The following is a 12,922-nucleotide window of genomic DNA, read 5'->3' as shown; positions in this document are numbered from 1 at the left end:
GATGGGCCTGCCCCCCACCCTGGTGACCCGGTTGGAGCCGGAGGCCGTGGCGCGGGCCGTCCAGCGGCTGCGAGAGCTGACACCGCAGAAGCTGGTCGAGGTTCTGGAATCGCCGACGGCCGCGATCGCCGAACGGTACGCCGCCGGCACCCTGCTCGCGCTGGCCGGTGATCCCCGGATCGATCCGTTCGACCCGGTGATGGTCGACGTCCCGGGCGAAGTGGTGCGCCTGGGGCTGTCGACCGAGGAGTTGGAGCGGGTCGTCGAACGATGGCGGCCCGTGGGTGTGATCCGGGAGTGGATCGAGAAGGAGACCCCGGAGTACGACATCCGGCTGGCCGACTTCCGGATCGCGCGCTTCCCGGTGACGAATCACGAGTACCGGGTCTTCGCCGCGGAGAGCGGGACGCCCTGGCTGCCGACGTCGTGGACTTTCGGGACGTACCCCCTGGAACTCGCCAACCATCCGGTCTGGACGGTCCCGGCCGAGGCCGCCGACGCCTACGCCGCCTGGCTGTCCGCCCGGACCGGCCGCCGGTTCCGGCTGCCCACCGAGGCCGAATGGGAGTACGCGGCCGGCGGCGGCGACGGCCGTGAGTACCCGTGGGGCGCCACGTTCGAGACCGATCGCGCGAACACCGTGGAGCACGGCCCGTTGCGCACCAGCCCGGTCGGGGCGTTCCCGGCAGGACGCAGCCCCTTCGGCGTGGACGACATGGCCGGGAATGTGGAGGAGTACGTGGCCGACGAATACGCGCCGTACCCCGGCGGGTCGGTGGTCGACGACGACCTGCGCCGCGAGACCGGCGGCTACCGCGTCGCCCGGGGCGGCAGCTTCACCCGCTTCGGGGACCTGGCCCGATGCCGGCGTCGGCACGGCCGTTACGGGAAGGCGATCTACGCCATGGGCTTCCGGCTGGCGGAGACGCCATGACCGCAGCACCCGTGCCGCTGGAAGCACCCTTCCACTTGCCGGAGAGTGCGGACGCCGGCCCCATCGAGGCCGACGGTCATGGCGGCTACTCCGACGTGAGCGACCGGTATCCCGCCTTCGCAAGCTTCGCGGCCACGCTCGGCGACACCTCGCTGATGCCGGCCCCGGCCCAGGGGGGCGGGGCGGCGATCCTCGCCAAGTGCGAATGGGAGAACCCGGCGGGCTCGATCAAGGACCGGGTCGCCTACGCCCTGCTGGCTCAGGCGGTCCGCGACCACGGCGACCGGCCGCTGTCCGAGCTGCGGATCCTGGAGTACTCCGGCGGGAACCTCGCGCGGTCCTTGTCCCAGCTGTGCCGCGCTCTCGGGATCTCATCCCGGCTCGTGCTGTCCTCGGCCAGCCCGAAGAGCCTGCTGGACGATCTGGCGGCGAACGGCTCGTTGGTGGATCTCGTCGACCGGGAGCTGGGTTTCCTCGAGGTCGTCAGGACCGCGCACGCCATCGCGGCCAAGGAGCCCGACTGGACTCTGCTCTACCAACACCGCAACCCGGCGAACCTGTGGTGCCATCAGAGGACCACCGGCGCGGAGATCGTCCGGCAGCTGGCCGGCCGGACGCCGACGGCCTGGGTGGCGTCGATCGGGACCGGAGGCACCCTCGTCGGCGTGTACCGGGCACTGAGGCGGAGCCATCCCACAGTCCGGCTCATCGGTGTGACCCCGCAGGAGCTGCCCTACGGCAGCGCTCGACCGCCGAACGGCCTGCCCAAGTACGCGGGCTCGGGCGGGTTCGGCAACGGGATCCGGCAGCCGTTCGTCACCCTGCACGACGCGCAGGTCGAGCACCATGCGGTGTCCTATCCGCGCTGCTTGGAAGCCATGGCTGAGATGTACCGGCGCACCGGTGTCCGGATCGGCAGCTCGGCAGCCGCCAACTGGCTGATCGCCCGGCGCATCGCCGCCGAACTGCCGCGGCCGGCCGTCGTCGTCACGGTTTTCCCGGATGCCGGGACCCCCGAGGAATGGGAGCGGATCTCTTGACGCACTTCAGTGAGGACTTCGCACCCCGGAGCTCCCAGGCAGACGGCTACGTACAGGTGATGGGACGCGACTTCCAGCGCCGCTACGACGTCGGCCGGGACGTGTGGACCGGCGAGCCGGCCATGGCACACCTGGTGCCGCTGCTGAACGACCGGCTCGCGCCGCAGAGCCTGGTCCTCGACGTGGGCGCCGGCCGCGGCCGGGACGCCGAAGTCCTGCTGGCCCTGGGACACCGGGTCGTGGCGGTGGACCTGGTCGAACTGCCGGAATGGCGGGAGATCACCGCGCGCTGGGGCGACCGGGTCGCCTACCACGTAGGAGACATCACCGACGTCCCGGTGGCCCCGGGCTTCCACGCCGTCGTCGACAACGGCGTCCTTCACCATCAGCAGCCCGACGCGTACGGCCGCTACCTGGGCCGGCTGCGGGACCTGCTGGCCCCCGGCGGTCTGCTGGCGATCAGCCTGTTCACCGACGAGGAACAGGCCGCGGCCGGCCAGCTGCAGCGGGACGACAGCGGCCGGCTGTCCCGGTCGTTCACCGACGCCGAGGCGGACGCGCTGCTGTCCGGATCCGGGTTCACGGTCGTCGCCCGCTGCCGGGTGCCTCGCCGGCTGCCGGGCCGGGCCTACCAGTTGCTGATCGCCCAGGCTCCTGGGGGCTGATGTGCTGTTCGGGACGATTCGCGAGGATCTGCGGGTGGTTCGGGAGCGGGACCCGGCGGCGCGTTCGACCCTGGAGGCGCTGCTCGCCGCACACCTGCCGGCCATCTGGCTGCACCGCCCGGCCCACCGGCTGTACCTGCGGGGCCTTCGGGTCCCCGCCCGGCTGGTGACGCTGATCGGCCGCAGGTGCTCCGGCGGCGTGGACATCCATCCGGGCGCCCGGATCGGGCGGCGCCTGTTCGTCGACCACGGCTGCTCCGTGGTCATCGGCGAACAGGCGGTGCTCGGCGACGACGTGACGATCTTCCAACAGGTGACGATCGGAGCCGTCGGCTGGTGGCGCGACAACCGCCTGCCGGTCGGTGAGCGGCGGCACCCGATCATCGGCGACCGGGTCGTCATCGGCGCCGGCGCCACCATCCTGGGCCGCATCGAGGTCGGGGACGACTGCGTCATCGGTGCACATGCCCTGGTCCTCACCGACGTCCCGCCCAAAAGCGTGGTGCGGGCTCCGGCCTCCGTCACCACGGCGCGAACCAGAATCTGAGGAGGGACCACCATGCGGATAGCCGTTGTCGAGCACCAGACGGTCCGGCCTTTCGAGCTTGTCAGGCAAGCGGTGGTCGCCGGCCACCAGGTCGTCTTCGTCACCTGCGATCTGGGCCTGTACCTCAAGGGCCGACCGGTCCCGGACACCGATCTCCGGCTGGCCGAGCAGGTCCTGACGCCGGCCGGCACCACCGACGCCGACCAACTGCTGGCGGCCTTGGCGCCGCTGGCCGACGGGCCGGGCCTGGACGCCGTTCTCACCATGAGTGAGCAGCACACCCTGGCCGTGGCCCGGACGGCGGCGCGGCTGGGCCTGCCGCACACCGCGATCGAGGCGGTCCAGCTCACCCGGGACAAGTTCCGCGCCCGCGAGCGCCTGGCCGCCGCCGGGATTCCGCAACCCCGGTTCCGGCTGACCGGCTCCTCGTCGGAGGCGGTGGCCGCGGCGGCCGAGATCGGCTTCCCTGTGGTGGTCAAGCCGGTGGACGGATCCGCCTCGGTGAACGTGGCCGTTGCCCATGACCGCGCCGCCGTGCGGGCCTGCGCCGCGCAGGTTCTGGCTCTGCGGCACTACGGGCGCTCGGCGACGGCCGCCCGACGGATCCTGGTCGAGCAGTACATGGACGGTCCGGTGGTCAGTTGCGAGACGCTCACCGCGCAGGGCCGCCACCTGGTCCTGGGCCTGACCGACCGGCAATTGACGCCGCTGCCGCACCAGGTCGAGCTCGGGGGCTGCTTCCCGGCGGACCTCGACGGCGCCGACGAGATCAGCGCGATGTGCCGGTCGGCGCTCGATGCGATCGGCTTCGACTTGGGGGCCGCACACACCGAAATGGTGCTGACCGCTGACGGCCCGCGCATAGTGGAAGTCAACGGACGGCTGGCCGGCGGCCCCATGCCGTTCGTCTTCGGCGCCGCGCTGGATCGCCCGATCTACGTCGACATCGCCGAGATCTTCGGCGGTGGTGGGCTGCCGCGCCTGCGGCCCACCGGGCTGGTCGCCGGCATCCGGTCCCTCGTGGCGCCCCGATCCGGCCGGCTGGCGGCGGTCGAGCCGAGCCCGCACCGCAACGCCGAAGGGGTCCTCGACTACGAGATCCGGCGCGCTGTCGGCGACCTGGTCCACGAGCCGCGCAACAACCGGGACCGGTGCGGCTCGGTCATCACCGTGGCGCCGACCGCAGAGGCCGCACGATCGCTGGCGGCGAAGGTTGTCGACACCACGGTCCTTGCCGTCGACCGCGAGCGCGTGGTCCTGCTGGACCGCGCGGGATACCGGCGGTATCACACCCGCGACGGCCGGCCGATGCTGGACCCGTCACGGTATGACGTGACCCTGTTCACGCGCCAAGACCTGCTCGACCAAGCCGATCCCGGTGAGGTGACGCTCGCGCTGGCCACCGACGTCGAGCAGGCCGACCGGCTGGCCGAAGCGATTGCGTCGGCGACCGCCGGGCGCGGCGTCGACCGGGTCCTGGCGGTCTCCGAACGGCTGTTGCTGCCCGCCGCCGCCCTGCGCGACCGTCTGGGCCTGCCGGGTCCGTCCGAGAAGCAGATGCAATTGTTGCGGGACAAGGTGGCGATGAAAGACCACCTGAGCGCGGCAGGCATCGCGGTCCCGGAATACGCCGAGGTCACCGGGCCGTCGCAGATCCGGGAGATGCTCAAGCGGCACGCCGCTGTCGTCGTCAAGCCGACCCTGTCCATGGGCGCCAAGGACGTGCGCGTCGTCAGGGACGAAGCCGGCCTGGCCGAGTTCGCCGACCCGGCCGGGCAGCCGTTCGGGGACGGTCAGCCGTACCTGGTCGAGCAGTTCGTCGACGGCGACCTCTTCCATGTGGACAGCATCGTGCAGGACGGCACCGTGCTCGTCGCGGTCTCCTCGCGGTACCTCACCAAGCCCATCGCCTTCACCCGGCGCGAGACCGTCTGCGCGGTACAGCTCGGGGACGAGCCGACCCGCGACGTCCTGCTGGAGTTCAACGCCCGTGTCATGGCGCAGCTCGACTGGTTCTCCGGGGTCACCCACCACGAGATCTTCCTCACCGCCGAGGGGCGACCGCTGCTCTGCGAGATCGCCGGCCGGCCCGGCGGCGGCGGAATCATCCCAGGCTTCGAGCACCTGTACGACGTCGACCTGTACCAGGCGGCGCTGCGGCCGCAACTCGGCGAGCTGCTGACGGCCCCGGCCGCCCGTGTCCACCCCTCCACCCACCCGGACTGCGGACTGACTGCCTGGGCCGTGCTCTACGCCGAGCCGGGCCGCCTGGTCCGCGTGGACGTCCCGCGGCGACCGTGGATCATCCGGGCCAACGTCCGGCGCGCCGTCGGAGAGCTGGTCGGCGATCCGATCATGGCGGGGGACGGCACGGTCACGCTCGCGGTGTGCGGACCCGACCCCGAGACGGTGACCGCGCGTCTGCATGAGGCGATCGCCGACACGCACATCGCCACCGAGCCCCTGACGGAGAGGTCCGAATCCCGGTGAAAGCAATCTGTGTCTCCGGCAGCCCGAGCGCGACCGCCGGGTCACACCGGCTCTTGACCAGTGTGATCGAGGCACTGGCCGAGCGCGGATGGGAGATCGACCTCATCCGCCTGCGCGAGTTCCCGCTGCCGCCGCTCGACGTGTCCGCGTACTACGTCGACCCCTATCCCGATGCCGCCGTCCAGCAGTGGCGGAGCCGGGTAGGCGCGGCCGACGCCGTCGTGCTGGCCACATCCGTGCACCACGCGAGTTATTCCGGACTGCTCAAGTACGCTTTGGACTTCCTGACTGCTGACGCCTTCGTGAACAAGCCGGTCGCCCTGCTGGCCAACGGCGGAGCGGCGCGCGGCGCGACCATCGGGTGCGAGCACCTGCGCGCGGTCGTCAAGGCACTCGGCGGCTGGGCCGGCCCCACGCAGATCGCCTCCAGCCCGCAGGACTTCGACGCGGAGACCGGGGAACTGAGCAACAAGGCACTGCTGCGCCGCTGCCAGAGTGCGGCGGAGGAACTGACCATGTTCACCCGGGCAGTCCGGGGTGCGGCGGCCACGGTATGAGGCACTCCGTCGCGACCGGGCAGAAACCGGACCCGGACGGCGGGCCCGAGCAAGCCGAGCGCTGGCTCGCCCGCACCGGCAGAGTACTGAGAAACCCGGGGTTCCGCCGCTACTACATAGCTCAGACGTTCTCGCTCAGCGGTACGTGGATGCAGTTCACCGGCCAGATCTGGCTGGTGATGAAGGTCCTGGCGCCGGGGGACGCCCGCATGCTGGGTGTCACCGCCGCCCTGCAGTCGGCGCCGATCGTGCTCACGCTGTGGGGCGGTTCGCTCGCCGACGGTCGGGACAAGCGGCGGTTGCTCATCGTGACGCAGAGCCTGTCCGGTGCGCTGGCACTGGTGCTGGGGCTGAGCGTCCTGACGCACCACGTCAGCCTGCCGTTCGTGTGGTTCTGCGCTGTCGCGCTCGGACTGGTCAACGCCGCCGACGCCCCGGCCCGGCAGGCCATCATCCCGGAACTGGTCGGGGTGGCCGACGTCCCGAACGCCGTCGCGCTCAACAGCGCCTCCTACCAGGCGACCCGGGCTTTCGGAGTCGCACTGGCCCCGCTGGCGGTGGGTCTTTGGGGGCTCTCGGCGCCCTTTCTCCTGAACTGCGTGTCCTTCGCCGGGGTGATCTGGGCGCTGACACATCTGGGCCCGGCCCGGTTCGGTACCACCGGCCCCCTCAAGGGCAGGGGACGTCCCCCCATCAGGGAAGGCCTGGCGGCCATCCGGGCCTCGGCGGGCCTGCTCGGCCCGGTCGCCGCGCTGTTCCTGGTCGCGCTGTTCGCCCTGAACTTCAACGTCACCCTGCCTGTCCTGGCGACCACCGACCTCAAGGGAGGCCTGGGGGAGGTCAGCGCGCTGCTCACCGCCAGCTCCGTCGGGGCGGTCGGCGCCTCGCTGGTCCTCGCCGGGCTGACCGGCCCCAAGGACAGGCTGGCCGTCGCCGCGATGACCGCGCTGGCCGCGGCCATGGTCGCCCTGGCCCTGTGCCGCCAGAGCTGGCTGGCCTGCGTGATCATGGTGCCGCTCGGGGCCTCGATCGCCGCCACCACCGCCACTGTCAACACCTTGCTCCAGCAGCGCAGCGACCCGGGGATGCGGGGCCGGATCACGGCTGTCTACAGCTTGATCATGCAAGGCTCCGCCCTGCTCGGCGGTCCGTTGGTGGGGCTGCTGTGTCAGCCGGGTCTGGGCGGCGCGCCGGGTGGGCTGCTGCTGGGCGCGGGAGCGGCGCTGCTCGGCGCGCTCGTGTTGGGCCGCCTGTCCGCACGGGTGGCCCCCCTCGGGAACGGGGCCTGACATGTCGAGTTGTGGAGCCCGGCCTACGTCTCGACTATCCGGGGTAGCGTCGCGGAGGTGCGCGTGCACGCGTTTGTGACCCGCTACATGGCCGAGGCGGTATGAACACCAGGACATGCACTCTGCTCCTTGCGATCGTGGTGACCAACGCCTCGTACACGGTGCTCATCCCCTTCGTCCCCGAGCTCATGCTTCGTGCCCACCTGACGGGCACGGGAGTTGCGCTGGCCTTCGCGCTGTTCGCCGGGGCGAAGGCGCTGTGCCAGCCGCTCGGCGGAGCGTGGTGCGACCGTTGGGGCGCCCGACGGGTCGCCTTCGCCGCACTGCTCGTCGTCTCTGCCGCGGTCGTGGCGTTCACCTTCGCCCGCTCTCCGTCGACGCTGCTGGCGGCCCGGCTCGTCTGGGGGGCCGGCGAAGGCGTGGTGACTCCGGCGCTTTATCAGGGGGCGGCTGATCTCGCCCGGCGGCAGGGTATTCCGAGCGGCCGCATGATGGGCTGGTTCGGCTCCGCCTCCTTCACCGGGCTTCTTGCGGGTCCGGCCGGGGCCGCGGCCGGCGAGCCGATCGGGCTCACCGGGCTGTGCCTGGCCGGCGCCGCTCTCATCGCCACGATGGCCGTGGGCCTGTTGGCGGCGATTCCGGGTGCGACGGCCGAGGCGGCCGACACCACCGCACCGGGTGCGCGATCGGAGAAGGACGACACCTCGACGGACGAGCCGGGCGGGAGCGGGAAACAGCATCAGGAACGGGGCCGATCCGGCGTCGGGGAGCCCTCCTGGCTCCTGCCAGTGCTCGCCTTCGCGGGTCTGGACGTCTTCGCCGGAATCGGTGCCTCGGCGCTGGAACCGACCATCCCCAGGTACTTGGCGCCCGCAGGCGGCCGGGAAAGCCTGATCGCGGCGGTCTTCGCTGTCGGATTCGCCGTGTTCTCCCTCATGTCGCTGGTACTTTCGCGCTTCGCCGGCCGATGGCGGCTGCGCACCCTGGCCGTGAGCGGGCTGGCGTTGACCGCCGCCGGGCTGGCGTTGATGTCCGTCAGCGACCGCAGCTTCGCGCTCATGGGCTGTTTCGCCGTATTCATGACCGGCCAGCCGATGATCTACCTGGCCGCCCGGCAGGGGATCGCCGACCTGCGCGCCGCGGCCGGACGACTGGGACGGTCGTTCGGGATCTTCGGTGCCGTCTCCGACCTCGGCGAGTTGATCGGACCGGTGGCTGGTGCCGCGGCCGTGGCGCAAGCCGGTCGCTACGGCTTTCTGCTCATCGGGCTGCTCGTGCTGCTTCCCCTGCCGGTCCTGCTCGCCGCCCGGTCCACGCGCGGCCTTGCGCTGTCTGTGGCCACTGCCCCCGCCACGGAGGGCTGATGCTGCTGCAGCCTGTGCCGGTCCGGGTCGACGACCTGCCGGATCTGTTCTGCGTCGGGCACCGGTCCGTCCGCGTTCGGCCACCCGACGCTCTGGCCGGCCCGTACGCTCTGGCGAACGCATCCTGACCCCCGTCCCGGACCGCAATGCCTTTGAACGCTGGGCCGATTACCACCCCGCAGAGGAGAACGAGGACCATGACAGCATCGGCACTCCCGGTCGATGACCCCGTCCGCCGCAACCTGTGGCTCCATTTCACCGACTGTTCAGGCGACCAGGGCGACCGTGTCGTCCAGCCGGCGACGCCCCTCATCTGCGGCCCGGCCGAGCCCGACGAGATCGAGACGTCCCTGTGCAAGGTCCTCAGCGACGTCGCGCAGCAGCGGGGAGCGGGTCGCCATGTGGCCTGAACACCTCGTGGTCGGAGCCGTGCGCTTCGCGCGGCCCACAGCGCACTATGACGAGATCTTCGCTTTCTACCGGGACGGCCTCGGGTTACCGGTTCTCGCACAATGGCGAGACCACGCCGGGTACGACGGCGTGGTCTTCGGCCTGCCGGACAGCCCGGTACAGATGGAGATCACCCAGCACGGGACGCCGCCGGTCATCCCCCCGCCGCATCCGGAGAACCAGCTGGTCCTGTATCTGCGGGGGCACGAGGCACTCGCTGCGGCCGTGGCACACCTCACCGACGGCGGTCACATCCCGGTGGCGGCCGCCAATCCGTACTGGAACGAGCGTGGCGCCGTCCTGTTCGAGGATCCTGACGGCTGGCTGGTCGTGTTGGCCCCCTGGGTGTTCGGCGAATGAACATCTCCGACGATCACGGCATCAGGACCGCGACACTGTCCGTCGAGGAGGCCCTCCACCGGTCGAAGGACGACCGGCCGGACGTCGACCTGCTCCGGGTCGACGACCCGGCCCCGGAGCACTGGCCGGCGCTGGAGGAGTCGGGCTTCATCCTGAAGCCGCAGTGGATCACCTGGGTGGCGCGTGCCGAACAGGACGAGGACACGTATCTGGCGCGATTGTCCAGCCGGGAGTGCAAGGCCATCAGGAAGGCACGCAGAGCGGCCGAAGCCGACCGCGTGCAGATCGGCGTGCACGAACCGCCCACCGAGGAGGCAGTGGACGGATTCCTGCGCCTGTACCGACGCCAGATAGCGGCGATGCGCCACGGGGTCGATTACGCCCACGCCGAGCGCGACGCTCTCCTCGACCCCGCGAACTGCTACCTCGTGGTCACTGGCCATGTCGACAACGACCTCGTCGGTGCCGTCGTCTGCCGATCAAATCGTGCCCGCGACGCTATGATTGTCCGCTTCACGGCGACGACGCCCGAGGCTCGCAGACGCCGACTCAACCGCGTGCTGTATCTGCACGCTTTCTCCATCGCGCGCAAAATGCAGCTGTCCTTCATCTCATTGGGCAGCGACCCGGCTCTTTACGGCGCCCTCACCGAGCCGGGCCTGCACTCCTTCAAGACAGGGCTGGGCTTCAGCCCGGTACCTGAACACCACATCGCCGAGGATGACGACAAGGACGAGGCCATCCTCATCCTCCGGGCGTCCGCGCTCACCGACCCCGCACTGATCGTCGCGTACGACATGACGCGCGATCGTCCGACGTTTGCACCACCGCGCCGGGCCATAGCGGCCGCGCTGGATGACCCGGTGCCGTTGCGGCTGGTCGTTGTGACGGTGGCGGGGGAGGACGACGCGCAGCCGCTCGCGCAGGTCAGCTCCCGCGTCCCGCCGATTCCCGCGTTTTCGTTGGGTTGTGCGCGGACGGTCGATGGTCTTGCATGGCGACGGCCGGAGGACGGCACCTGAGCTTCGGGGGCGAGTGATGCGCGAGGAAGGCACCAGAGTTTTCCTGGTGGGTTCGAGGGCGGTTCCGAGAGTGGGCCTGACCGTCCTGCTGGGCAGGGAAGCCGGTCTCGACGTGGTCGGCGACGCGGCTGACGCGGCAGGCGCCCTGTCGAGCATGGCAAGGCTTTCACCGGATGTCGTGATCATCGACGGCCAGGACCTCGATCCGTCTTCTTCCGCGGAGTTACGGCTGCTCGTAGGCGGCGTCGCGGACGTCAATCCGAAGGTGCTCGCCATGGTGCCGCAGATGGACCAGGTCGCGCGGAGTTGGCAGTCGGCGGGTTCGTGGGGCGTGCTCGACAGCAGGGCCAGCCCGCAGCGCATCGTCGCGGCGGTCCGTATGATCAGTGCCGGCTACCGGCTGGTCGTTCCGGATTGCGAGGGCGAGACCGGGGAACCGAGGGCCGAAGAGCCCGTCGACGTCGAGCCGGCCGGCTTGTCGGAACTGGACCTGGAGGCCGTCGGAATCACCCCCAGGGAGCGCGACGTCCTCGAACTCATCATCCGCGGCTATTCGAACGCCGAGATCTCCGAAGCCCTCTTCCTGAGCGAGAGTACGGTGAAATCCCACGTCCAGCGCATGCTGGACAAGCTCGAGCTGCGCAACCGGGTGCACGCCGTCATCTACGCGTACGAGAAGGGCATCGTGCGGGCCGGCGGCAACGTCGTCCCGGCTCTGTGACCGTCCGTCCGACATCCTCCCGTCCCCTGTCACGCTACGCCCGGTCCGGCCCCGCGGTGCCGGCGCTGCCTGACAGGGCGGGGGCGTCGGCGAGTTCGGCCGGCGACTCGGGGATGCCGGGCGCCTGGATACCGATCAGCCGGAGTAGCGGTCCTGCCATCGCCGTGGTGACCAGGGCCATGATGACCATGATCGAGAAGAGCCGGTCGTCGATGACGCCGAGGTCGTGGCCGACGCCCAGGACGACGAGCTCGGTCAGACCCCGGGTGTTCATCAGGATGCCCAGTGCGCCGGACTCCTGCCAGGAGATGCCGAAAGAGCGGGCCGGGACCACCGCGCCGACGAACTTTCCGGCCACCGCGACCAGCACGATCAGGCACAGTTCGCCGGCGCCCGCCCAGCCGACCGTCTTGAGGTCGACCGACAGGCCCGTGACGATGAAGTACACCGGCAGCAGCAGGGTGCTGGCGCGCGCGAGCGGCACCTCCACCGCCTCGCGGATCCGCGGGCCGACGGTGCGCGGCATCACCAGTCCTGCGGCGAACGCGCCCAGGATCGGGTGGATGCCGATCCACGCGGTGGCGCAGCCGCACAGCAGCGCGAAGGAGCCGGTGAGCAGGAAGGCGCGGTTGCCGGCCGTGTCGACCGCCATGTCCGGCCGCTGCTCGCCCGGTTCTGCCTCCGGCGCCCCCTCCTGCTCGGTCCCGGCCGCCCAGCGCGCAAGCAGTGGCCGCACCAGGCCGAAGAGCAGCGATCCCAGGACCGCGGCCAGCAGCATGGTGTGCCACACCTGGCCGGCGCCGTGCGACCCGGCCACCGCGACGACCACGATCAGCAGGCACCAGGCGATGCCGTCGCCGACCGCCGCGCAGGCCATGGACAGCACACCCACCGGGGTGCGGTCCAGGCCGGTGTCGCGCAGGATACGGGCCAGCACAGGGAAGGCGGTGATCGCCATCGTGGTGCCGAAGTAGAGCACGAACGCGGACGTCGACGTGTGGCCGCGGTGGTCGGAGGCGAGGGCGAAGGCCAGCCCGGCGCCCATCAGGAACGGCACCGCCATCGCCGAGACCGCCGTGACGGCCACCGCCGACCGGCCGCTGCGCAGCAGCCGGGGGTTCATCTCCCAGCCGGCCAGGAACATGAAGAAGACCAGCCCCAGCTCGGACATCGCGGTGAGCGTGGGGCGTTGGGCCACCGGGAAGAGGCGGGTGTCCAGATGGCCGGGGAAGAGCCCCAGCACGCTGGGGCCGAGGATGATCCCGGTGGCGATCTCCCAGATCACTGCGGGCTGGCGGAACCTGCGGGTGGCCCGGATGAGCGCCGCGCCCGCGATGACCGCGACCGCGACGTCGGCCAGCGCCACGCAGTCGGGCGGGAGGTCTCGGAACCACGTGGACATACGGGACTCCTGCCTTGAGGGAGGGGGAGGACTGCCGCGGCGGCGCAGGTCCGCAGTCCCGCGGCCCGTCGGGGTCGAGTG

Annotated in this window: 13 protein-coding genes; 12 read left to right on the top strand and 1 reads right to left on the bottom strand. The window is 71.0% G+C overall.

The genetic code is table 11. The annotated features are described in order from the left end of the window. The first annotated feature begins 1 nt into the window (after position 1). The 12 genes from JT723_RS30435 (at position 2) to JT723_RS30380 (ending at position 11,439) form a co-directional block, all read left to right on the top strand. Positions 2-934, top strand: coding sequence for a formylglycine-generating enzyme family protein (locus tag JT723_RS30435; protein ID WP_205048076.1), 933 nt, complete (start codon positions 2-4; stop codon positions 932-934). After that, positions 931-1,974, top strand: a complete 1,044-nt coding sequence (locus tag JT723_RS30430; RefSeq protein ID WP_205048075.1) for a PLP-dependent cysteine synthase family protein — start codon at positions 931-933, stop codon at positions 1,972-1,974. Before JT723_RS30435 ends, JT723_RS30430 begins: the two co-directional genes overlap by 4 nt. A gap of 59 nt (positions 1,975-2,033) precedes the next feature. After that, entirely contained in the window at positions 2,034-2,639 is a 606-nt protein-coding gene (locus tag JT723_RS30425) for a class I SAM-dependent methyltransferase (RefSeq protein WP_205048074.1), read from the top strand. 1 nt (position 2,640) lies between these two features. Next, positions 2,641-3,186 (top strand): serine O-acetyltransferase EpsC, encoded by a 546-nt coding sequence (gene epsC, locus JT723_RS30420; protein ID WP_307793989.1) that lies wholly within the window; start codon positions 2,641-2,643, stop codon positions 3,184-3,186. 12 nt (positions 3,187-3,198) lie between these two features. Then, positions 3,199-5,676: an ATP-grasp domain-containing protein gene (locus tag JT723_RS30415; protein ID WP_205048073.1), complete on the top strand. Its 2,478-nt coding sequence runs from the start codon at positions 3,199-3,201 to the stop codon at positions 5,674-5,676. Further along, on the top strand, positions 5,673-6,233 hold the full coding sequence (locus tag JT723_RS30410) for an NADPH-dependent FMN reductase (protein ID WP_205048072.1): 561 nt from the start codon (positions 5,673-5,675) through the stop codon (positions 6,231-6,233). Before JT723_RS30415 ends, JT723_RS30410 begins: the two co-directional genes overlap by 4 nt. Continuing rightward, a complete protein-coding gene (locus JT723_RS30405) occupies positions 6,230-7,522 on the top strand; it encodes an MFS transporter (protein ID WP_205048071.1) in 1,293 nt (430 codons plus the stop codon). The genes JT723_RS30410 and JT723_RS30405 overlap by 4 nt, the downstream gene beginning before the upstream one ends. A 101-nt stretch (positions 7,523-7,623) precedes the next feature. Further along, positions 7,624-8,886 (top strand): MFS transporter, encoded by a 1,263-nt coding sequence (locus tag JT723_RS30400; RefSeq protein WP_206247498.1) that lies wholly within the window; start codon positions 7,624-7,626, stop codon positions 8,884-8,886. A 197-nt stretch (positions 8,887-9,083) separates the two neighbouring features. After that, positions 9,084-9,296, top strand: a complete 213-nt coding sequence (locus JT723_RS30395; RefSeq protein WP_205048069.1) for a hypothetical protein — start codon at positions 9,084-9,086, stop codon at positions 9,294-9,296. After that, a complete protein-coding gene (locus JT723_RS30390; protein ID WP_205048068.1) occupies positions 9,286-9,696 on the top strand; it encodes a VOC family protein in 411 nt (136 codons plus the stop codon). Before JT723_RS30395 ends, JT723_RS30390 begins: the two co-directional genes overlap by 11 nt. Beyond that, a complete protein-coding gene (locus JT723_RS30385; RefSeq protein ID WP_205048067.1) occupies positions 9,693-10,718 on the top strand; it encodes a GNAT family N-acetyltransferase in 1,026 nt (341 codons plus the stop codon). Before JT723_RS30390 ends, JT723_RS30385 begins: the two co-directional genes overlap by 4 nt. Positions 10,719-10,788: 70 nt before the next feature. Beyond that, positions 10,789-11,439: a response regulator transcription factor gene (locus JT723_RS30380; protein WP_205048066.1), complete on the top strand. Its 651-nt coding sequence runs from the start codon at positions 10,789-10,791 to the stop codon at positions 11,437-11,439. 34 nt (positions 11,440-11,473) lie between these two features. Here JT723_RS30380 and JT723_RS30375 read toward each other — a convergent pair whose 3' ends face one another. Further along, the gene (locus JT723_RS30375; protein ID WP_205048065.1) at positions 11,474-12,841 is read right to left on the bottom strand and encodes a cation:proton antiporter; all 1,368 of its coding nucleotides are present in this window, start codon (positions 12,839-12,841) and stop codon (positions 11,474-11,476) included. Positions 12,842-12,922: the final 81 nt, after the last annotated feature.

Origin of the sequence: Actinacidiphila bryophytorum (assembly GCF_016916835.1) — a bacterium.
In the GTDB taxonomy this organism is placed as follows: domain Bacteria; phylum Actinomycetota; class Actinomycetes; order Streptomycetales; family Streptomycetaceae; genus Actinacidiphila; species Actinacidiphila bryophytorum.
The sequence above is the reverse complement of the archived record's forward strand: the minus strand, read 5'-3'. Positions and strand labels throughout refer to the sequence as shown.

Coding starts and splice junctions, on each gene's coding strand:
- JT723_RS30435 (WP_205048076.1), top strand. CDS start 2: ATGGGCCTGCCCCCCACCCTGGTGACCCGGTTGGAGCCGGAGGCCGTG.
- JT723_RS30430 (WP_205048075.1), top strand. CDS start 931: ATGACCGCAGCACCCGTGCCGCTGGAAGCACCCTTCCACTTGCCGGAG.
- JT723_RS30425 (WP_205048074.1), top strand. CDS start 2,034: ATGGGACGCGACTTCCAGCGCCGCTACGACGTCGGCCGGGACGTGTGG.
- JT723_RS30415 (WP_205048073.1), top strand. CDS start 3,199: ATGCGGATAGCCGTTGTCGAGCACCAGACGGTCCGGCCTTTCGAGCTT.
- JT723_RS30405 (WP_205048071.1), top strand. CDS start 6,230: ATGAGGCACTCCGTCGCGACCGGGCAGAAACCGGACCCGGACGGCGGG.
- JT723_RS30400 (WP_206247498.1), top strand. CDS start 7,624: ATGAACACCAGGACATGCACTCTGCTCCTTGCGATCGTGGTGACCAAC.
- JT723_RS30395 (WP_205048069.1), top strand. CDS start 9,084: ATGACAGCATCGGCACTCCCGGTCGATGACCCCGTCCGCCGCAACCTG.
- JT723_RS30390 (WP_205048068.1), top strand. CDS start 9,286: ATGTGGCCTGAACACCTCGTGGTCGGAGCCGTGCGCTTCGCGCGGCCC.
- JT723_RS30385 (WP_205048067.1), top strand. CDS start 9,693: ATGAACATCTCCGACGATCACGGCATCAGGACCGCGACACTGTCCGTC.
- JT723_RS30375 (WP_205048065.1), bottom strand. CDS start 12,841: ATGTCCACGTGGTTCCGAGACCTCCCGCCCGACTGCGTGGCGCTGGCC.